Origin of the sequence: Micromonospora sp. WMMD980 (assembly GCF_029626035.1) — a bacterium.
In the GTDB taxonomy this organism is placed as follows: domain Bacteria; phylum Actinomycetota; class Actinomycetes; order Mycobacteriales; family Micromonosporaceae; genus Micromonospora.
In genome coordinates this window covers 5,584,229-5,603,435 of sequence record NZ_JARUBE010000003.1, presented here as the reverse complement: position 1 = coordinate 5,603,435, position 19,207 = coordinate 5,584,229, and the positions used below count along the sequence as shown (strand labels likewise).

Genomic DNA, 19,207 nt, shown 5'->3' with positions numbered 1-19,207 from the left:
GCCGCGCGCGGAGAAATTCCGGTCCGCGAAACGCGGCGGCGACCGGACCGCTCGGGTCCGGCCGCCGCCGTCAGGTGGTACGCGTCAGTTCGTCTGTCTGGTCGGTGGGGTGGTGGGCAGCACGCCACCGCCTCTACCGCCGCCGCCGGGGAAGCCGGGGAGGCCACCGCCCTGGTCGCCGCCACCCCCTGGGTTGCCGCCGCCGGGGTTCCCGCCGCCCTGGTTGCCGCCGCCCTGGTTGCCGTCGGGGCAGAACAGGCCCAGCGGGTCACAGTTGGCGCCGCCCGGCGTCGGAGGCGGGGCGGCCGGCATCTCGCCGTTCCCGACGTCGTCCTTGCCGATGTTCGCGGCCGGCGGGAAGTCTTCCTTCGGCTCGCCCTTGAGCGCGTCGTTCATGAACCGCTGGAAGATGGCGCCGGGCATCTTGGCGCCACTGATCTTGTTGCCGTCCTTGTCCTTGATCGCCTTACGGGCGTCCTTGTTGCCGACCCAGACCGCGGTAGCGAGTTGCGGCGTGTAGCCGATCATCCAGGCGTCACCGTTGTCGAGCGTCTTCGCGTTCAACTCCCAGGTGCCGGTCTTCTCCGCGGCCTTACGGCCGTCGTCGAGCCGCCGGTTGACCTGACCCGGGTATTCCTCCAGCACCGAGGTGACGTCGGCGACGACGTCCTTCTTGATGCGCTGCTCCGGGGTGGTCTTCACGGTCTTGAGCAGGTCCCACTTACCGGTGTCGGGGTTCTGCTTCTCGACCTTCCGGATGAAGTGCGCCTTGTTGTAGAAGCCCTGGTTGGCGAACGTGGCAACGCCGTTGGCGTGGTCGAGCACCGTGATCGGGTACTGGCCGTAGCCGATGACGTGGAAGAACGGGTCGGGCGCGAGGTCCTTCGCGTCGTACTTGGCGAGGTCGTACGCCTTGGCCGGGTTGGTGTCGGTCCGCCACATGGTGCTGACGCCGGCCTTCTTGGCCATGTCGAGCACCTTGTCCGGGCCGATCTTCTCGGTGATGTAGTAGAACGGCACGTTCAGCGACTTGAGCGTCGACTGCTCGAGCGTGCAGGAGTTGCCGCAACTGGCGTCGAAACCCGCGTTGCTGACCGTGAACTCCATCTTGTCCGGCTTGAAGGACTTGCCCTTCCAGCGAGACTTCAGGGAGATGCCCTCGTCGAGGGCCGCCGCCAGCGTGTAGATCTTGAAACTCGACCCGGGCGAGTGACCACCGCTGACCACGCCGTTGTCGACGTTCTTGCCGGCGTAGTCGGTGCCGGTGCCATTGTCGCCGCCGTAGTAGGCGCGCACCTCGCCGTTACTGGGATCGATCGAGACCAGCGCCGCCATCAGGTTGCCCGGCTGGCCGGCCAGCTCCGAGCCCTTCTTGGCCCGCTGGGCGGCCGCCACCGCGGCGCTCTGGACCTTGGCGTCGATGGTGGTGGTGACCCGGTAGCCGCCGCGGCTCAACGCCTTGGCGCAGAGGGGCTTCTTGTCGGTCGCCTCGGCCTCGTTGTCGGTGCAGAGCTTCATCTCGCGCAGTTCCTGCGAGACGTAGTTGACGACGTTGCCGTAGGGCGTGTCGATGCCGAAGCCGCCTGCGCTGTTCTTGGACGGCTTCAGGATGTTGGTCGGGTACTTGTCGGGATGTGGCGGCGTGTTCGGCGCGTCGAGCCACTTCTCGGTGATCATCCCGTTGATGACGTAGTTCCACCGGTCCAGCGCGGCCTGCGGGTTGATCGCCGGGTCGTAGCCCTGGTGCGTCGCGCTCGGCTCGGGCTGCTTGATCAGCGCGGCCAGCACCGCGCCCTCGGCCACGGTGAGCTTGGCGACGTCCTTGCCGAAGTACGTCCGCGCCGCCGCCTGGATGCCGTAGGCGCCGCGCCCGAAGTAGATCACGTTCAGGTAGTGCTGCATGATCACGCTTTTGTCGTACTTGTCGTTCAGCTTGGAGGCGAGGATCGCCTCCTTCACCTTGCGGCCGTACGTGTCCTGGTTCAGGTTGTCGAACGCGTTGCGCGCGTACTGCTGGGTGATGGTCGAGGCGCCCTGCTTGTCGCCACCGCTGACGTTGTTCCACGCGGCCCGGGCGATGCCCTTGTAGTCCACGCCGGAGTGGCGGTAGAAGTTCCGGTCCTCCGCCGCCGCGACCGCGTGCTGGACCCACACCGGGATCTGCTGGATGGTGACGAGCTGCCGGTTCTGGTCGCCGATCCGGGCGATCGAGGTCTTGCCGGTCCGGTCGTAGATGGTGGTGGACAGCGGCGGGATGGTGTCCTCCGGCAGCAGCACCTTCTGCGAGTACCAGGTGAAGCTGACCACGCCGATGCCGGCGAGCATGATGAACACGGCGAAGCCGGCGATCAGCATGTTGAGCCGGCGACGCTTCTTCGACCGGGCCGAGTCGTCACCGCGGCCACCCCGCGCCGGGCCGAGCGGCACGCCCGGACCACCGGGGCCGCCCGGGCCACCGCCGCCGAAGCCGGGCACGTTGGCCCGGGCCACCGCGGCACGGCCGCCGACCGGCGCCGCGCCGACGCTCGCCCGGCCGGCACCGCCCACGCTCGCCGCGCCCACCGAGGCGCGTCCCGCCGGGCCGGCCGGGGAGACCGGAACCGACGCCCGACCGGCGCCCGCGCGCCCGGAGACGCCGGGTGCCGGGGAGACGGGCACCGAGGCCCGACCCGCGCCGGCCCGGCCGACCGGGGCCGCGCCCGCGGCTCCGCGGGGCGCCGGCGGCACGCCGCTGACCGGGGCTCGGCCGCCGGCGCCGCGTGGCGTGACCGAGGCGCGCGCCGAGGCACCGCCCTCCGGGGCGCCGGACCAGCCGTTTCCGCGCGGGCTCCGCTCGGAGCCGGGGTCGCCGTTCGGACCCGGGATCTGGGCCCGCCCACGCGAAGAACTGGAATCGCCGTAGTTCATTCCTCACACCCTGCCGGTCGCGGTGGGACGCGGGGGCGTCGCCACCGGGTTGCCGTGAGCTGAAACACGGGACGCTACCTGCCGACCGTGCCGGCGCGCGCCCGCCAAATCCGACCTATTCGGACCAATCACACTTAACGGCTGTCGCTCGTGCCGCCCGGATAACGGGCCGGCGACGATCGGGACAGCCGTGTTCACCGTTGCGCCTCTCGCCTTCGCCGAGGGGTGGAGCCGTCGGCCGCGACCGCCCCGGCCGCGTCCGCCACCTCGCCCGCGAGGCCGTCCCGCCCGAGCAGGAACTGCTCGACGAGATGGTTCCAGTCGCAGCCGGGGCAGACCTCCACCACGAACACCTGGAACTCACGCAGCGTCATGGCCAGGACGGGCAACTCGGCCCGGGTGCGCGCCTGGCCGGCCGACTGCTTGAGTTCGTCACCGTAAATGTAGTGGACGTGGATCAGGTTCTCGCTACGGCAGATCGGGCAGCGGTGGTCGGTCGGCTCGCCGTGGAACCGGGCGGCGTTCTTCAGGTACGGCGAGGCGTCGCAGACGTCGTACGTGCCGATCCGACCGGCGAGGAGTTCACGCAGCACCGCTCGCTTCTGGAGCGAGTAGTCGACCACCTGGCGCTGCGTACGCATGCGGCAAAGGGTACGCGCTCCGGCGAACCGAGGCGACCATGGTCACGATCCGTGATGACCGCGTCGCGTAAGCGGGGGTTTGCCCTGGCCATCCGCGTGGGCTAACGTGCGATGTATCGGCCCGATACATCGCGGTGGTTAGCCCTCCGCGCAGGGGGAAAGAAGGGATGGCGCCGTGCTCGAGTTCGCCATCCTGGGCCTCCTGCAGGAGGCTCCGATGCACGGCTACGAGCTGCGCAAGGAGTTGACCGCCAAGCTCGGCGCCATCCGGGCGGCGATCAGCTACGGCTCGCTCTACCCGACCCTGCGCCGGCTGCAGGCGGCGGGATGGATCACCGAAGCCGCCGAGACACCCGCGACCGCCGAGGAGGTTCCCGCGCTGACCAGCCGACGCGGTCGGGTGGTCTACACCATTACCGCGGAGGGCAAGGAACGCTTCGCCCAGCTGATAGCGCAGGCTGGACCCGAGACGTACGACGACACGGGCTTCGGCGTGCACTTCGCGTTCTTCGCCCGGACCGACCAGGCCACCCGGCTCCGGATCCTGGAAGGTCGTCGTCGCAAGATCGAGGAACGTCGCGAGGGTCTTCGTGACGTGCTCGGCCGGGCAGCCGAGCGCCTCGACGCGTACACCCTGGAACTGCAGCGCCACGGGCTCGACGCCTGTGAGCGCGAGGTCCGCTGGCTGGAGGAGCTCATCGCCAACGAGCGCTCCGGCCGGGCTCCGGCCGCCCCGGGCACCGGGACGGCCACGGGCCGAGGAGACAACGACAGCCCGCCCACGCCTGGAACGTCCAGGACAGAGCGGCCGTGATGAAGAAGAAGGAGGCAGACGCTATGGGCTCCGTCCGCGTCGCCATCGTCGGTGTGGGTAACTGCGCCTCGTCCCTCGTGCAGGGCGTGGAGTACTACCGGAACGCCGACCCGAACGACCGCGTCCCGGGTCTCATGCACGTCACCTTCGGCGACTACCACGTCTCGGACGTGACGTTCGTCGCGGCGTTCGACGTGGACGCCAAGAAGGTCGGCATGGACCTCGCGGAGGCGATCGTCGCCAGCGAGAACAACACGATCAAGCTGTGCGACGTCCCGCCGACCGGCGTGACCGTGCAGCGCGGCCCGACCTTCGACGGTCTGGGCCAGTACTACCGCGAGATCGTCGAGGAGTCGGACGCCCAGCCGGTCGACGTGGCCCAGGCGCTGCGCGACGCGCAGGTCGACGTGGTCGTCTCCTACCTGCCGGTGGGCTCCGAGCAGGCCGACAAGTTCTACGCCCAGGCCGCGATCGACGCCGGCTGCGCGTTCGTCAACGCCCTGCCGGTCTTCATCGCCTCCGACCCGGAGTGGGCGCAGAAGTTCACCGACGCCGGTCTGCCGATCGTCGGTGACGACATCAAGAGCCAGGTCGGCGCCACCATCGTGCACCGCGCGCTGGCGAAGCTCTTCGAGGACCGCGGGGTCGAGCTGCTGCGCACGTACCAGCTCAACTTCGGCGGCAACATGGACTTCATGAACATGCTGGAGCGCAACCGCCTGGTCTCCAAGAAGATCTCGAAGACCCAGTCGGTGACCTCGCAGATCCCGCACGAGATGAGCAAGAGCGACGTGCACATCGGCCCGTCCGACCACGTGCCGTGGCTGGACGATCGCAAATGGGCCTACATCCGCCTGGAGGGCCGCTCCTTCGGTGACACCCCGCTCAACGCGGAGCTGAAGCTCGAAGTGTGGGACTCGCCGAACTCGGCCGGTGTCATCATCGACGCCGTCCGGGCCGCGAAGATCGCGCTGGACCGGAAGATCGGCGGCCCGATCCTCTCCGCCTCGTCCTACTTCATGAAGTCGCCGCCGGAGCAGTACGCCGACCACGACGCGCACGCCGCCGTCGAGGCGTTCATCGCCGGCGAGGTCGAGCGCTGACGCGCCGAACAGCATGACGCAGGAAGGCCGGGTCCGCGCGGACCCGGCCTTCCTGCTGTCGGTACCCGATCAGGACCAGGCGCGGCGCAGCGCCACCGCGGCCTCCAACTCCAGCAGGGTCACCTTGCGCGGCAGCCCACCGCCGAAGCCGACCAACTTGCCGCCCGCACCGACGATCCGGTGACACGGCACGATCACCGGCACCGGGTTGCGGTTGCACGCCACCCCCACCGCGCGGGCCGCGCCCGGCTCACCGAGCGCCTTGGCCACCTCACCGTAGGTGGTCGTCTCCCCGTAGGGGATGCCTGTCATCTCCCGCCACACCGCACACTCGAACTCCGAGCCGCGCGGCGCCGACACCGGCACCGTGAACTCGGTCAACTCCCCGGCGAAGTAGGCCCGCAGCTCCGCCACGACCCGGCCGGCCAGATCGTCGTCGGGCTCGTCGGCAGCCGAGGCCACCCGGCCGAAGTGCGTGCCGCGCACCGCGTCGGCGTCGGTGCCGACGGAGAACTCCCCGGTCGGCGAGTCGAGCACGGTCCAGCGCATGCCGCCCATTGTCGCGCGACGGGCAAAGTTTCCCGCGCGCCGGGCGTCTGAGAGACGGAGGTGGACGGTGGCGGAGGTCGACCGGGAGTTCACCGCGTTCGTCAACGAGCGGGGAGCGGTCCTGCTGCGGGTCGCGTACGCGCTCGCCGGCAACCAGCACGCGGCGGAGGACCTGCTGCAGAACGCGCTGGCCAAGGCGTACGCCCGGTGGCCCCGGATCCGCGGTGACGCGGAGCCGTACGTGAAACGGATCCTCTACCACGACCAGGTCTCCGGCTGGCGGCGGCGGGCGCGGCGCGCGGAGGTTCCGGTGGCCGACCTGCCGGAACGACCGGCGGCCGGTGACGACAGCGACCTGCGGCTGCTGTTGCGCGACGCGCTGCGCGCGTTGCCGCCGCGCCAGCGGGCCGTGCTGACGCTGCGCTACCTGGAGGACCTGAGCGTCGAGCAGACCGCCGCGCTGCTCGGCTGCCGCCCCGGCACCGTGGCCAGCCAGAGCGCCAAGGCGCTGGCCCGGCTCCGGCAACTCGTGCCGGCGCTCGACGAGTTGACCACCCCGGCGGAGGTGACCCGATGAGCACGTCGCTGGACGAGATGCTCCGCACGGCCGTACGCGACCTCGCCGACGACGCCGCGCCCGCGCCGGACCTGGCGGGGCGGGCGCTCGGGCACGGTCGGCGGCTGCGGCGTCGCCGACGGGTGGCCGCGACCGCCGCCGTCCTGGTCGCGGTGGTCGCGGCGACCCTGCCGTTCGTGCTGCTGCGCCCCCGCCCCGCGCCGCCGCCCACCGCACCACCGGTCACCGCCGTCCCGTCGCCGGTGATCCGGTCGGCGCCCGGCGCGAACTGGTCGAACGGCCCGTTGACGCTGCCGGGCGGTTGGGTGGTCACCAGCCTGAGCGAGCCCACGCGGTCGAACGGCAAGTCCTACCTGCTCGACCGGGCACGTGGCCGCTACCTCGTCAACAGCCGCTACGACGCGGTTCTCCCCGCCCCGGCCGGCTCGCTGGTCGCGGTCTGGGACGACGACCGGCCCCGCCGGGTCGGGCTCGTCGACCTGGTGCGCGGGACGACCCGCTGGTACGAGCCGGGTCGTGCGCTCGCCGCGCCGAACTGGTCGCCGGACGGCCGGCGCCTGCTCTTCACCAGCCAGCGGGTCGACCACTTCGGCTTCGTCGTGCTGGACGCCGAGGGCACCACCCGCACCCACGCCGTCGACACCGACGAGTTCCTCTGCACCGACTACTGCTCCTTCCTGTGGAGCCGGGACGGACGGGAGGTGCTGCTCCAGCAGACCGACCCGGGCCGCCCCCGGTCCGAGTCCGCCCGACACCCACGACGGGGCGTGCAGTTCTTCTCCGCCGACACGGGCCGGCCCACCCGCTTCGAGCCGTTGCCCGGTGACCCGGCCGGCCCGTGGGCCTGGTCGCCGGACGGCAGGCTGGTGGTCGTCCAGGGGCAGCGGGAGCCGCTGCTGGTGGAGGCGGCGACCGGCCGGGTGGTCAACGCGCTGCCCGCCGCGGACGCCGTCTGGGCCGGGCCCGATCGGCTGCTCTACCGGCGGCCGAGAGGTTCGCACGAGTTCGTGTACGCCGACACCACCGGCCGGGAACTGGTCCGCCAGCCGCTGCCGGAGGAGTTCCGCCTCGCCGAGGTGACCATCGCGCCGGGCTGAGCGGTCGCTCAGGGTTCGCTGTCCGCAGTCGATGTTGCGCGACGTCGCTACCGTGCAGGTCGTGGCCACCGGGACGCTCCTCTTCCTGATCATCGGTGGGGCCGGCGTCGGAGTGCTGACGCTCGCCCTGCTCGGCTCGGGAGTGCTGCACCTGGGCCATCCGGACGTCGACGGGCCGGTGTCGCTGGAGGCGGTCGCCGGGTTCACCGGAGCGTTCGGGTTCGGCGCCGCGATCGTCAACGAGCTGCTCGGGGGGCGTACCCCCGGGATGATCGCGGCGGCGGTGGCCGGCGGGGCGCTCGCCGCCGTGCCCACCGGCTGGCTGGCGGCCCGGTTGAGCCGCGCGGCCCGCACCATGCGCACCGACCCCACCCCCACCCGCGACCACCTGACCGGCGCGATCGGCCTGGTGGTGACCCCGATCCCCAGCAGTGGCTACGGCGAGGTCCGGGTACGCCTCGCCGGCCAGCCGGTCAAACTCAACGCCCGGGCCGACCGGCCCATCGGAATCGGTGCCCGGATCTTCGTGGTCGAAGCGCTCAGCGAGACCAGCGTGCACGTCGAGACCTACTGAATCCCCCAACAGACGGGAACCCCCATGCCCCTGCTCGTCGCCATCGGCGGCGCGGTCCTCCTCGCCGTCCTGCTCGTCCTCTTCGTGCTCTCCCGGATCAAGGTGGCCGGGCCGAACGAGGCGTTCATCGTCACCGGCCGCAAGGGCCGGACCACCCAGACCGCCGACGGCATCCGGTCCACCGACATGTCCGGCCAGAAGGTCGTGCTCGGCGCCTCCGTCTTCGTGCTGCCGGTCGTGCAGAAGTTGCAGTCCCTCGACCTGTCCAGCCGGCGCATCGACGTCGGGATCCGGGGCGCGGTCAGCAAGCAGGGCATCCGCGCCGACCTGCACGGCGTCGCGATCGTCAAGGTCGGCGGCACCGAGGACGCGATCCGGGCCGCCGCCCAGCGGTTCCTGCACCAGCAGGACGAGATCGACAACTTCACCCGGGAGGTGCTGGCCGGTGCGCTGCGCTCGATCGTCGGCCGGCTCACCGTCGAGGAGGTCATCCGGGACCGGGCCGCGTTCGCCAGCGCGGTCGCCGAGGAGGCCGAGCACTCGATGACCAACCAGGGCCTGGTGCTGGACACGTTCCAGCTCCAGGACATCCTGGCCGAGGGGTCCTACCTGGCCGACCTGGGTCGGCCCGAGGCCGCCCGGGTGCTCAAGGACGCCGCCATCGCCGAGGCGCGTGCCCGGCAGGCCGCCGAGCAGGAGCGGTTGCTGGCCGAGGAGGCGATCGCCGAGGCGAACCGGAACCTGTCGCTCAAGCAGGCCGGCATCCAGGCCGAGATCGACGCGGCGAAGGCCAGGTCGGCCGCGGCCGGGCCGCTCGCCCAGGCCGAGCGGGACCAGGCGATCCTCTCCGAGCAGCAGAAGGTGGCCGAGCGCAACGCCGAGCTGAAGCAGCGCCAGCTCGACACCGAGGTGCGCAAGCCGGCCGACGCCGCCCGGTACAAGGTGGAGCAGGAGGCCGAGGCGGCCCGCAACGCGGCGGTGTTGAACGCCGACGCGCAGCGGCAGGCCACCATCGCCGCCGCGCAGGGCCGCCGCCGAGCAGTCCCGGCTCACCGGTGAGGGCGAGCGGGCCCGCCGGGCCGCGCTGGCCGAGGCGAACGCGATCGAGGGCGCCAAGGAGGGTGAGGCGGAGCAACGCCGGCGGTCCGCGATCGCCGAGGCGGTCGAGCGGGAAGGCCAGGCCGAGGCCGCGGCCATCCTGGCCAAGGGCCAGGCGGAGGCCGACGCGATGGCCCGCAAGGCCGAGGCGTTCGCGGCGTACGGCGAGGCGGCGGTGTTGGACCTGCTGGTCAAGGTGCTGCCCGAGGTGGTCGGCGCGGCCAGCGCCCCGATCGGCGCGATCGACAAGATGACCGTCATCTCCACCGACGGCGCCTCGTCGCTGACCAAGTCGGTGGCCGGCAACGTCGCTCAGGGCCTCCAGCTCGGCACCGACCTGACCGGCATCGACCTGGCCGGGCTGCTGGCCCGGCTGGGCAGCGCGCACACCAACGGCAAGAGCACGGTGGACGGCAGCACGGTCAACCCGTGACGTACGACGGCGCCCGCCGGCCCCTCTCGGGGAGCCGGCGGGCGCCGTCGTATCCGGTGCGGGTCAGAGCGAGGCGAGGACGAACTTCTCGCCGTTGCCCAGGCCCAGCGTCGCGCTGTTCAGGTTGACCACGCGGCTGGCGATGAGCTGGCTGCCCCCGGTGCTGCCGGAGGTGACCGCCTTGCCGTTGGCGTTGGCCCGCAGGTAGACCGAACCGTCGGCGTTGTAGTCGAGGAAGTCGAAGACCTCCCAGGCGCCGACCGTGGTGGACCGGGCGATCAGCGGCTTGGTGCCGCCGCTCTCCGCGGCGACGAGCTTCTTGTTGGCCAGCGAGCGCAGCGCGAAGTAGCCGTCACCGACGCTGACGACCTCGTACTTCTCCCAGGCGCCGACCGTCGCGGCGCGGGCGATCAGCGGCTTGCCGCCGCCGCTCTCCGCGGTCACGTACTTGCCGTTGGCCACCGCCTTGATGCCGACGACCGGGGCGGACGCGTCGAAGTCGAACTTCTCCGCGGTGCCGATGGAGGTCTTGCTGGCGATCAGCGGGGTGGTGGTGTTCGACGCGGTGACGTACTTGCCGTTGACCGCGGCCTTCAGGCTGACGCTGCCGTCGGCGTTGACGACGAGCTGGAACTTCTCCCAGGCGCCGATCGAGGCGGCGCGGGCGAGGAGCGGCTTGGTGCCACTTCCGTCCGCGCTGACGAACTTGTTGTTCGCCTTCGCGCGCAGCGCGTAGAAGCCGCTGCCGGCGTCCACCACGTCGTACCTCTCCCAGGCGCCGGCCTCGGTGCCGCGCGCGACCAGCGGCTTGGTGCCGCTGCTCTCCGCCGTCACGTAGCGGCCGTTGCTCCGGGCCTTCAGGCCGTAGGACTCGCGGGCGACCACTGCGTTGCCGACGTGCAGCAGCCGGTCGACCGAGCCCATGGTGTCGTGCACCGCGCCGGTGATGCTGGTGTCCACGATCGAGTCGCGCACCTGCTGCGGGGTCCAGCCCGGGTGCGCCTCCAGCAGCAGCGCGGCAGCGCCCGCGACGTGCGGGGACGCCATCGAGGTGCCGCTCATCGACTCGGTGCCGGAGGCGGTGCCGGCCTTCGCCGACACGATGCCGGCGCCCGGGGCGTAGGTGTCCAGGCAGCGGCCGAAGTTGGAGAACCAGGCCCGCATGTCGAGCCGGTCGGTGGCGCCGACCGTGATGGCCGCCGGGACGCGTGCCGGCGTGATCCCGCAGGCGTCCTTCCAGCTGTTGCCGGCCGCGATCGCGTAGCTGATGCCGGCGGCGATGGAGCGGCTGATCGCGTCGTCGACCGCCTGGTCGACGCCGGGGAAGCCCAGGCTCATGTTCGCCACGGACGGCCCGGTGGCGTGCGCGGTCACCCAGTCGATGCCGGCGATCACGTCCTCGCTGTCGCCGCCACCGGCGCAGTCCAGCACCCGGACCGCGACCAGCTTGACGTCCTTGGCCACGCCGTACTTCGTGCCGCCGATGGTGCCGGCGACGTGCGTGCCGTGCCCGTCGCAGTCCTGCGCGACGTCGTCGGAGTCGACCGCGTCGTAGCCGTTGACGGCCCGCCCGCCGAAGTCCTGGTGGGCGATGTCGATGCCGGTGTCGATGACGTACGCGGTCACCCCGGCGCCGGTCGCCGGGTAGGTGTAACGGCCGTCGGCCTTCGCCTTGGCCTGGTCGATCCGGTCCAGGCCCCAGGGCGGGGTGCTCTGGGTGCCGGTGGCCGTCGCGCGTTGGACCTGCTGGACGTACGCGACGTCGGGGTCTGCGGCGAGACGCTCGGCCTGCCGGCGTTCCATGCTGGCGGAATAGCCGTGCAGCGCCTTGCCGAACACCCGGCGGACGGAACCGCCGTGCTCGCCGGCGAGGGCCGACGCGGCGGACTTCACCTTGGCCGGGGTGGCCTTGCCGTTCTTGAGGACGACGATGTAGCGGCCGGGCACCGCCCCGGCCGTGTCGGCGCCGCGGACCGGGCCGCGCTTCGGGCCGTCCGGCGCGGCAGACGCCGGGCCGGCGGTGGCGGCGCAGAGGATGGAGGTGGCGGAGGTGAGGGCGAGCCCCACCAACGCGGAGCGGCGCAGCGCGCCGTGGCGTGACACTGAATGGACTCCCCGTCTCCAGCGACCGTCCGGAGCGGACGGGCGGATGCGATCAGGACAGCCGCGCCCGTCGGGCCGGGGGGCTGGTGATGACCAACATCATGCGGGAAAGATCGACCGGACCACGTCATCCGTTCGGTCGACACGCCGGCGTATCGTCGTCGATTTTCCGCCGGGGCCGACGATCAGCCGACGATGCCCTCGGCGCGCGCCCAGCGCAGCAGCTCCGCCTCGGCCTCGTCGCGGTCCAGCGGCCCGCGCTCCAGTCGCAGCTCCTTGAGGTGCTGCCAGGCGCGCCCGACCACCGGGCCCGGCGGCACGCCGAGCAACTCCATGATCGCGTTGCCGTCCAGGTCCGGCCGGACCCGGGCCAGATCCTCCTCGGCGGCGATCCGGGCGATCCGCTCCTCCAGCGCGTCGTAGTCGGCCGCGAGCTGGGCCGCCTTGCGCCGGTTGCGGGTGGTGCAGTCGGATCGGGTCAGCTTGTGCAGCCGGGACAGCAGGTCGCCGGCGTCGGTGACGTACCGGCGCACCGCCGAGTCGGTCCACTCGCCCCGGCCGTACCCGTAGAAGCGCAGGTGCAGCCCGACCAGCTTGACCACCTGGGAGGTGACGTCCTTCGGATAGCGCAGCGCCCTCATCCGGGCCTTGGTCAGCCGGGCGCCGACCACCTCGTGGTGGTGGAAGCTGACCCGGCCGTCCCCGCCGACCGCCTTGGTGCCGGGCTTGCCGACGTCGTGCATGAGCGCGGCCATCCGCAGCACGAAGTCGCAGCCGTCGGACTCCATCGACATGGCGTTGGTGACCACGGTGAGCGTGTGCTCGTAGACGTCCTTGTGCTGGGCGTGCTCGTCAATGGTGAGCTTGAGGCCGGTCAACTCCGGGAGGAAGCGCTCGGCCAGGCCGGTGTCGACGAGCAGGCGCAGCCCGGTCACCGGGTCGGCGCCGCACAGCAGCTTGGTGAACTCGTCCCGGATCCGCTCGGCGGTGATCCGGTCGAGGTCGGACGCCATCCGGGTCATCGCGGCGCGGACGTCGGGGTGGACGGCGAAGCGGAGCTGGGCGGCGAACCGGGCCGCGCGCAGCATCCGCAGCGGGTCGTCGCGGAACGACTCCTGCGGCGTCCCGGGGGTACGAATGATCTTGGCGGCGAGGTCGGCCAGGCCCCCGTACGGATCGGTGAACCGGTGCTCGGGGAGGCTCACCGCCATCGCGTTGACCGTGAAGTCGCGGCGCTTCAGGTCCTCCACCAGGCTGGTGCCGTACGCCACCACCGGGTTGCGGCTCACCTGGTCGTAGACCTCCGCGCGGAAGGTGGTGATCTCCAGGGTGAGGCCGTCGCGCTGGCAGGCGATGGTGCCGAACTCGCGCCCGGTCTCCCAGATCGACTCGGCCCAGCCCCGGACGACCTTCACGGTCTCGTCCGGGTGGGCGTCGGTGCAGAAGTCGAGGTCGTTGCCGAGCCGGCCGAGCAGCGCGTCCCGGACGGACCCGCCCACCAGGTGCAGTTCGTGACCGGCCCGGGCAAAACGCCGGCCCAGCTCGTCGGCGACCGGGGAGACGCGGAGCAGTTCGGCGACGGCGTTGCGCTGCGCGGCGGTCAGCTCGTGGCGGTCGGCGGCGGACGCGGAGGCGGAGGCTTCGGACATGGGAGCGCCAGCCTATCGGGCCGGGGGTGGATCGACCGCGCCGGGCGCGGGTAACGGGCCGGGGGTGACTAAGGTTCCGGTTGTGCGGGGCCGGCGGGGCCCGGTTCCGGCATATCCCTGGGAGGCGGGCAGATGGGCGGCGGCGGGCTCTACCGCAGCGCGAACGCGCACGACGGCGGCCTGCCGCCGGACGACGGCGCCACCTTCATCTCGGCGGAGCCGCTGAACCAGCCCGGCGCCGAGGCGGTCGCGCCGCCGCAGGAGGTGGTCGCGGAGACCAGCGCCGCGGCGAACAGCGCGGTGATGGCGATCGGCAGCCTGGTCAGCCGGGGCACCGGCTTCATCCGCAACCTGATGATCGGCGCCGCGCTCGGTGGCGCGCTGGTCGGCGACGCCTACACCACCGCGATCTTCCTGCCCAACCAGGTCTACGAGTTCCTGCTCGGCGGCGTGCTCACCAGCGTGCTGATCCCGGTGCTGGTCCGGCGGCGCAAGTCCGACCCGGACCGGGGCGAGGCGTACTCCCAGCGGCTGCTCACGCTCGCCGTGCTGGCGCTGGCGGCCGTCGCGCTGATCGCCATGGCCGGGGCGTCGGTGCTCACCGCCATCTACGCGGGCGGCAAGGACGCGGACTACCAGGGGCTGGTCACCGGCCTGTCGTACCTGATGCTGCCGATGCTGTTCTTCACCGGCGTGAGCGCGCTGATCGCCGCGGTGCTGAACACCCGCGGGCACTTCGCCGCCCCGATGTGGGCGCCGATCCTGAACAATCTGGTGGTCATCGCCGTCTGCGGGATCTACATCGCGGTCTTCGGTGCCAAGATCATCCAGCCGGGCGAGATGAGCTGGGGACGCGTCCTGCTGATCGGCGGCGGCACGCTGCTCGGCGTCGCGGTCCAGACCGCCGGCCTGCTGCCCGCGCTGCGCAAGGTTAACTTCCGGTGGAAGTGGCGGTTCGACTTCCGCGCGCTCGGCCTGGCGGAGCTGGCCCGGCTCGGCGGCTGGATGTTCTGCTACGTCGGGGTCAACCAGCTCGGCCTGTTCGTGGTGGTCAACCTGCTCACCCGCGCCGCCGGCGGCAAGAACGCCGGCCTGCTGATCTACAACAACGTCTTCCTGCTGCTGATGATGGCGCACGGCATCATCGCGGTCTCGATCATCACGGCGCTGATGCCCCGGATGAGCGCGGCCGCCGCCGAGGGTCGGTTCGGCGACGTCACCGCCGACCTGTCCCGGGGCACCCGGATGGTCTCCGCGGTGCTGGCCCCGATCGCGGTCTGCTACGCCGTGCTGGCCGGGCCGATCTCCGTGATGGTGTTCCGCTACGGCGCCTTCGACGGCGACAACGCGGTGGCCACCTCGACGGTGCTGCTGGTCGCCGCGCTCGGCCTGGTGCCGTTCGCGGTCAGCCAGCTCTTCACGTTCGCGTTCTACGCGCTGCCCGACACCCGCACCCCTGCCCTGATCAACATCCCGGTGGTGATCCTGCGGGTGCTGCTCCAGGTGGGCCTCTTCCTGATCTTCTCGAACACCTTCGCGGCGGCCGGGATGATGCTCGGCAACGCGGTGTCGTACCTGGCCGCGGCGATCATCTCGGCGATGCTGCTACGGCCCCGGGTGGGCCGGATCGGGCTGGGCCGGATCATGAAGACCCTCGGTCGGGTGGTGGTGGCCGCGCTGGGCGCCGCGCTGGTCGGGGTGCTCGTGGTCGCGGTGCTCCCCGGCGACCCGGAGGGCCTGAGCCGGTTGGCCGCCGCGGTCCAGCTGGTGATCGGCGGCGCGGCGATCGGCGGGACGTACCTCGGCCTGGCCATGCTGCTGCGGATCGGCGAGATCACCGAGGTGGTGGGGATGGTGCGGCGGCGGCTCGGGCGCTGAGCCCGCCGCGCCGGCCCGTCGTGACCGACGGTGAACGAGGATCACCAGGCTGGGGATACGGCTGTGGATAACTCGGGATTCCGCCGTCCAGTGGGCCTCTCGGCCTGTGGACAACCAACCGTAAGGACGAGGGTGCGCAGGCCGGGGCGGGGAAACCAACGGCGCGCCACACCGGTACGCCCCTACGCCGATCACTTGCCGTCAACCTCTAGATTGGCGGTGCGTGTCCGCGGTGACTGGCTTCCCGCCGGCCGCAGCGGGAAGATGACATGTCGGAGAACCGGGCATCCCGGGTAAGGTCGCACTCGACGGGTACGTCCGGCGTCGACGTCGACCGTGCCGGTTCCACCGAAGCCAGAGCGGGAAACCACATGCCCAGCAACACGGGTCCATCGATCGACACGATCACCGAGGGAGGACGGGTGACCCAGGTCGGCGAGGGTCAGGAAGCGGAGGAAACCTCTCCGGCGGTCGTGACCCTCGGTGCTCCCACCGTCGGTGAGCTCCTCGCCGAGCGCTACGAGCTGGTCGAGCACATCAACAACGACAGCGCCGGCCGGCTGGTCTGGCGCGGTGTCGACGTGGTGCTGCGCCGGCCCGTCGCGGTGGTCCTCCGCTATCCGGGTGGCGACTCCGCCACCGAGATGCTCCAGGCCGCGGTCGCCGCGAGCCGGGTGATCCACCCCAACCTGGTCGGCGTCTACGACGCCATCGACGAGGACGACCGGGCCTACGTGGTGCGCGAGTGGGTCGACGGCCAGTCGCTGCGCGAGATGGTGGCCGCCGACGGGCCGCTGGACCCGGCCCGCGCCACCGCGATCGGCAACGCCGTCGCCAGCGCGCTGGCCGCGGTGCACGCCACCGACATGGTGCACGGCAACATCCACCCCGGCACGGTGATGATCAGCGACGACGGCCGGGTGGTGGTGGCCGACGCGCGCACCGACGGGGCGGACAGCCAGGAGAACGACCTGCGGGCCGTCGGCGGGGTGCTCTACTACGCCCTGACCGGGCACTGGCCGCACGGCGAGGCCCCGCTGCACGGCGCCACCGCCGGGCACGGCCGGGCCGCGCTGCCCGACGCCGTCCGGGACTCCGCCGGTGGCATCGCCGCACCCCGCCAGGTGCGCGCCGGGGTCCCGGCCTACCTCGACGACCTCACCATGGACCTGCTCGACCCGGAAATCGCCCCGCCCTCGTCGGACGTGCTCTCCGCCGAGCTGAGCCGGCTCGACATCCCGGCCGACGAGCAGTTCCTGGAGCAGGCCGGTCCGCTGCGTTTCACCGCCGAGCCGGGTGAGGAGCCGTCGCCGCTGGCCGCGGCCGGTGGCCGCAAGGTGGCACTGGGCGTCGCCGGCCTGCTGGCGGTGGCCCTGGTCGGGCTGTTCATCGGGATCAACGTGCTCGGCGGTGGCGACGACGGCGGCAAGGAGCCGGTGTCCCAGCCGTCCAGCAGCGCCCCCTCCGCCGGCGACGGCGGCAGCGAACCCGAGCCCCCTGCCGCCGCCCGCAAGCTCAACGTCCAGGACGTGCGGATCATCGACCCGAAGAGCAAGGACCGCGCCGAGGTGCGCAACGCCGAGAAGGTCATCGACGGCGATCCCGAGGAGGGCTGGGAAACCCAGACCTACCGGAACAACGGGAAGTTCGGCGGCCTCAAGGACGGCATGGGCATCTGGATCGACCTGGGCGCCCCGCACACGGTCAAGTCGGTGCAGGCCACGCTGTCGTCCGCGGGGGCGGCCGCCGAGCTGCGCACCGGCACCAACGGCGACTTCCCGTCCACCTCCACCGGCGACAAGCAACTCGTCGCGGCCTACCCCACGGTGATCGGGCAGCCGTTCGAGAGCAGCGACTCCGGCACCAACATGATCTTCAACGCGTTCGAGCCGGCCAAGAAGTACCAGTACCTCCTATTCTGGATCACCGAGCTGCCGGAGAAGGACAGCGGCGGCTGGAAGCTGGGGGTCCAGGAGATCACGGTCCAGGGATCGTGAGCCGCCCGCCGTACCCCCGTCACCACCTCCCCCGGGCGTGGTGATGGCGGGCTCCGGCGCGCGTACCTCCGGCCCGGCGCCCGGCGACGGACCGCCGGCCGGGTCCGACCTGGAGCTGCTCCGGGCCCACGTCGCGGGCGACCGGGACGCCTTCACCGAGCTGTTCCACCGGCACCGCGACCGGCTCTGGGCGGTGGCCCTGCGGACGATCGGCGACCGCGAGGACGCGGCTGACGCGCTCCAGGACGCGATGCTGTCGGCGCACCGCGCCGCCGCGCGCTTCCGGGGCGACTCGGCGGTCACCACCTGGCTGCACCGCATCGTGGTGAACGCGTGCCTGGACCGGATGCGGCGACGGCAGACCCACGCCACCGTCCCGCTGCCGGACGGGGTGCACGACGACGGGGAGCCCGGTCGGCACACCGGCGGGGTCGAACCCGCCGCGCCCACCCACGACCACGACACCGCGCTGGTGGTCCGGCAGGCGCTCGCGGCCCTGCCGGCCGAGCAGCGGGCGGCGCTGGTCCTGGTCGACGTGCAGGGCTACCCGGTGGCCGAGGTGGCCCGGATCCTCGACGTCGCCGAGGGCACCGTGAAGAGCCGGTGCGCCCGCGGCCGCGCCCGGCTCGCCGTGGTCCTCGGCCACCTGCGTACGGGCTCGGACGACCCGACGGACGTGCCGCGGGTCACGGTGGGGAACCGCCGGCCGCCCGAGGGCGTCGGATCCTCGTCGGGACGCGCCCGACCGGACGCCAGCCAGGAGGAGCCGTGAGTCCCCGCCCGCTCAGCGAGGTCGACCACGACCTGCTCGCCGACTACCTCGGCGGGGCGCTGGAGGGCACCCCCGAGCAGGCCACCGTGGCCCGACTGGTCGAGCGGGACCGGGCCTGGGCCGAGGCCTACGAGGCGCTGGCCCGGGCGACGAGCCTGGTCCACGCCGACCTGGCCGCCTGGGCCGCGGAACCCGCCCCGGAACTGCCGGTGGCGGTCACCGACCGGATCACCGCGGCGCTCGCCGGTGCCGGTCCCGCGGCGGTTCCCGACCATACGGCCGACCGTCGCGAGGTGACGGCGGCCACCGTGCCGGCGCAACCCGCCCGGGCGACCGGCGCACCCGGCCCGGCGTCCCGCGCCGAGCGGCACACCGGCCCGGGACGACGGTCCCGGCGCTGGGGCCGGATCGCCGGCCCGGTGGCCCTGGCCGCGGCCTCGGTCGCCGCGGCGGGGCTCGGCGTCAGCTGGTTGACGAACGCGGGCGGCTACAGCAGCACCCCGGCCGACCGGGCCGCCGGGGAGGCCGCACCGGCCGCCGGCGCGCCGTACCGCACCACCGGACCGGCGGTGCGCAGCGGCACGGACTGGACCCCGGAACGCTTCGCCCCGGGCGTCGGTGCTGCCACCAAGGGCCCGGCCCAGCCGGACATGGCCGGGCCGTCGGGCGCGTCGGACGGCGGCCGGGAGACCCCGTTCTCCGCCACCGACAAGAACCGGCTGAGCGCGCCCGGAGGGCTGGACCGGCTCGACCGCCCCGAGGCGCTGGCCGCCTGCCTGACCGCGATCGGCACCGAGCACGGTGCCACCCCGCTCACCGTCGACCTGGTCGACTACGCCCGGTTCCAGGGCGCCCCGGCGCTGGTGGTGACGTTCTCCGACGCCCGCGGCACCCGTTGGGGCTGGGTCAGCGGGCCGGAATGCGGCGTACCCGGGTCCGGCGCGGACACCCGGTTCCGCACGCGGGTAGGGTGAAACCGCGGTCACCCCGGGCCTGTCCCGCCACGTGACGTGAC

General features: G+C 72.4%; 14 protein-coding genes and 1 pseudogene. 10 read left to right on the top strand and 5 right to left on the bottom strand.

All coding sequences use genetic code 11. The features are described 5' to 3' along the window. Positions 1-84 precede the first annotated feature (84 nt). Complete coding sequence (locus O7618_RS26430) at positions 85-2,907, bottom strand: transglycosylase domain-containing protein (protein ID WP_278108840.1); 2,823 nt, start codon at positions 2,905-2,907, stop codon at positions 85-87. Between the two features lie 194 nt (positions 2,908-3,101). Next, a complete protein-coding gene (locus O7618_RS26425) occupies positions 3,102-3,548 on the bottom strand; it encodes a DUF5318 domain-containing protein (RefSeq protein WP_278108838.1) in 447 nt (148 codons plus the stop codon). Between the two features lie 175 nt (positions 3,549-3,723). Here O7618_RS26425 and O7618_RS26420 point away from each other — a divergent pair, with 175 nt between their 5' ends. Next, positions 3,724-4,362 (top strand): PadR family transcriptional regulator, encoded by a 639-nt coding sequence (locus O7618_RS26420; RefSeq protein ID WP_278108837.1) that lies wholly within the window; start codon positions 3,724-3,726, stop codon positions 4,360-4,362. A gap of 23 nt (positions 4,363-4,385) precedes the next feature. Continuing rightward, positions 4,386-5,465 (top strand): inositol-3-phosphate synthase, encoded by a 1,080-nt coding sequence (locus O7618_RS26415; protein ID WP_278108836.1) that lies wholly within the window; start codon positions 4,386-4,388, stop codon positions 5,463-5,465. Between the two features lie 69 nt (positions 5,466-5,534). Here the strand turns inward: O7618_RS26415 and O7618_RS26410 are convergent, their stop codons facing one another. Beyond that, the gene (locus O7618_RS26410) at positions 5,535-6,014 is read right to left on the bottom strand and encodes a methylated-DNA--[protein]-cysteine S-methyltransferase (RefSeq protein ID WP_278108834.1); all 480 of its coding nucleotides are present in this window, start codon (positions 6,012-6,014) and stop codon (positions 5,535-5,537) included. A gap of 67 nt (positions 6,015-6,081) precedes the next feature. On the opposite strand from O7618_RS26410, the gene O7618_RS26405 reads away from it, so the two are divergent. From O7618_RS26405 to O7618_RS26390, 4 genes and pseudogenes are all read left to right on the top strand, one after another. Continuing rightward, positions 6,082-6,591, top strand: a complete 510-nt coding sequence (locus O7618_RS26405; RefSeq protein ID WP_278108832.1) for a SigE family RNA polymerase sigma factor — start codon at positions 6,082-6,084, stop codon at positions 6,589-6,591. After that, positions 6,588-7,688, top strand: a complete 1,101-nt coding sequence (locus O7618_RS26400) for a hypothetical protein (protein WP_278108830.1) — start codon at positions 6,588-6,590, stop codon at positions 7,686-7,688. Before O7618_RS26405 ends, O7618_RS26400 begins: the two co-directional genes overlap by 4 nt. A 31-nt stretch (positions 7,689-7,719) precedes the next feature. Beyond that, positions 7,720-8,262 carry a hypothetical protein gene (locus tag O7618_RS26395; protein WP_278108829.1) on the top strand — a complete coding sequence of 181 codons (543 nt, stop codon included), beginning with the start codon at positions 7,720-7,722 and terminating at the stop codon, positions 8,260-8,262. Positions 8,263-8,286: 24 nt separating this feature from the next. After that, positions 8,287-9,793, top strand: a pseudogene (locus tag O7618_RS26390) (SPFH domain-containing protein). Positions 9,794-9,856: 63 nt separating this feature from the next. Here O7618_RS26390 and O7618_RS26385 read toward each other — a convergent pair. Together O7618_RS26385 and O7618_RS26380 are read right to left on the bottom strand one after the other, a co-directional pair. After that, complete coding sequence (locus O7618_RS26385; protein WP_278108828.1) at positions 9,857-11,896, bottom strand: S8 family serine peptidase; 2,040 nt, start codon at positions 11,894-11,896, stop codon at positions 9,857-9,859. Positions 11,897-12,081: 185 nt separating this feature from the next. Next, positions 12,082-13,545: a CCA tRNA nucleotidyltransferase gene (locus tag O7618_RS26380; protein WP_278108827.1), complete on the bottom strand. Its 1,464-nt coding sequence runs from the start codon at positions 13,543-13,545 to the stop codon at positions 12,082-12,084. Between the two features lie 132 nt (positions 13,546-13,677). On the opposite strand from O7618_RS26380, the gene murJ reads away from it, so the two are divergent. The 4 genes from murJ (at position 13,678) to O7618_RS26360 (ending at position 19,166) form a co-directional block, all read left to right on the top strand. After that, positions 13,678-15,423 (top strand): murein biosynthesis integral membrane protein MurJ, encoded by a 1,746-nt coding sequence (gene murJ, locus O7618_RS26375; RefSeq protein ID WP_278108826.1) that lies wholly within the window; start codon positions 13,678-13,680, stop codon positions 15,421-15,423. 371 nt (positions 15,424-15,794) lie between these two features. Then, on the top strand, positions 15,795-17,420 hold the full coding sequence (locus tag O7618_RS26370) for a protein kinase family protein (protein ID WP_278108825.1): 1,626 nt from the start codon (positions 15,795-15,797) through the stop codon (positions 17,418-17,420). 43 nt (positions 17,421-17,463) lie between these two features. Next, positions 17,464-18,192 (top strand): RNA polymerase sigma factor SigM, encoded by a 729-nt coding sequence (gene sigM, locus O7618_RS26365; RefSeq protein WP_278108823.1) that lies wholly within the window; start codon positions 17,464-17,466, stop codon positions 18,190-18,192. Continuing rightward, on the top strand, positions 18,189-19,166 hold the full coding sequence (locus tag O7618_RS26360; RefSeq protein ID WP_278108822.1) for a hypothetical protein: 978 nt from the start codon (positions 18,189-18,191) through the stop codon (positions 19,164-19,166). The genes sigM and O7618_RS26360 overlap by 4 nt, the downstream gene beginning before the upstream one ends. The last annotated feature ends 41 nt before the right edge of the window (positions 19,167-19,207 follow it).

What these genes read in the sequence shown, in the direction of transcription:
- O7618_RS26430 (WP_278108840.1), bottom strand. Translation starts at nt 2,907, where the DNA reads ATGAACTACGGCGATTCCAGTTCTTCGCGTGGGCGGGCCCAGATCCCG.
- O7618_RS26425 (WP_278108838.1), bottom strand. Translation starts at nt 3,548, where the DNA reads ATGCGTACGCAGCGCCAGGTGGTCGACTACTCGCTCCAGAAGCGAGCG.
- O7618_RS26415 (WP_278108836.1), top strand. Translation starts at nt 4,386, where the DNA reads ATGGGCTCCGTCCGCGTCGCCATCGTCGGTGTGGGTAACTGCGCCTCG.
- O7618_RS26410 (WP_278108834.1), bottom strand. Translation starts at nt 6,014, where the DNA reads ATGCGCTGGACCGTGCTCGACTCGCCGACCGGGGAGTTCTCCGTCGGC.
- O7618_RS26400 (WP_278108830.1), top strand. Translation starts at nt 6,588, where the DNA reads ATGAGCACGTCGCTGGACGAGATGCTCCGCACGGCCGTACGCGACCTC.
- O7618_RS26395 (WP_278108829.1), top strand. Translation starts at nt 7,720, where the DNA reads ATGTTGCGCGACGTCGCTACCGTGCAGGTCGTGGCCACCGGGACGCTC.
- O7618_RS26380 (WP_278108827.1), bottom strand. Translation starts at nt 13,545, where the DNA reads ATGTCCGAAGCCTCCGCCTCCGCGTCCGCCGCCGACCGCCACGAGCTG.
- murJ (WP_278108826.1), top strand. Translation starts at nt 13,678, where the DNA reads ATGGGCGGCGGCGGGCTCTACCGCAGCGCGAACGCGCACGACGGCGGC.
- O7618_RS26370 (WP_278108825.1), top strand. Translation starts at nt 15,795, where the DNA reads ATGCCCAGCAACACGGGTCCATCGATCGACACGATCACCGAGGGAGGA.
- sigM (WP_278108823.1), top strand. Translation starts at nt 17,464, where the DNA reads ATGGCGGGCTCCGGCGCGCGTACCTCCGGCCCGGCGCCCGGCGACGGA.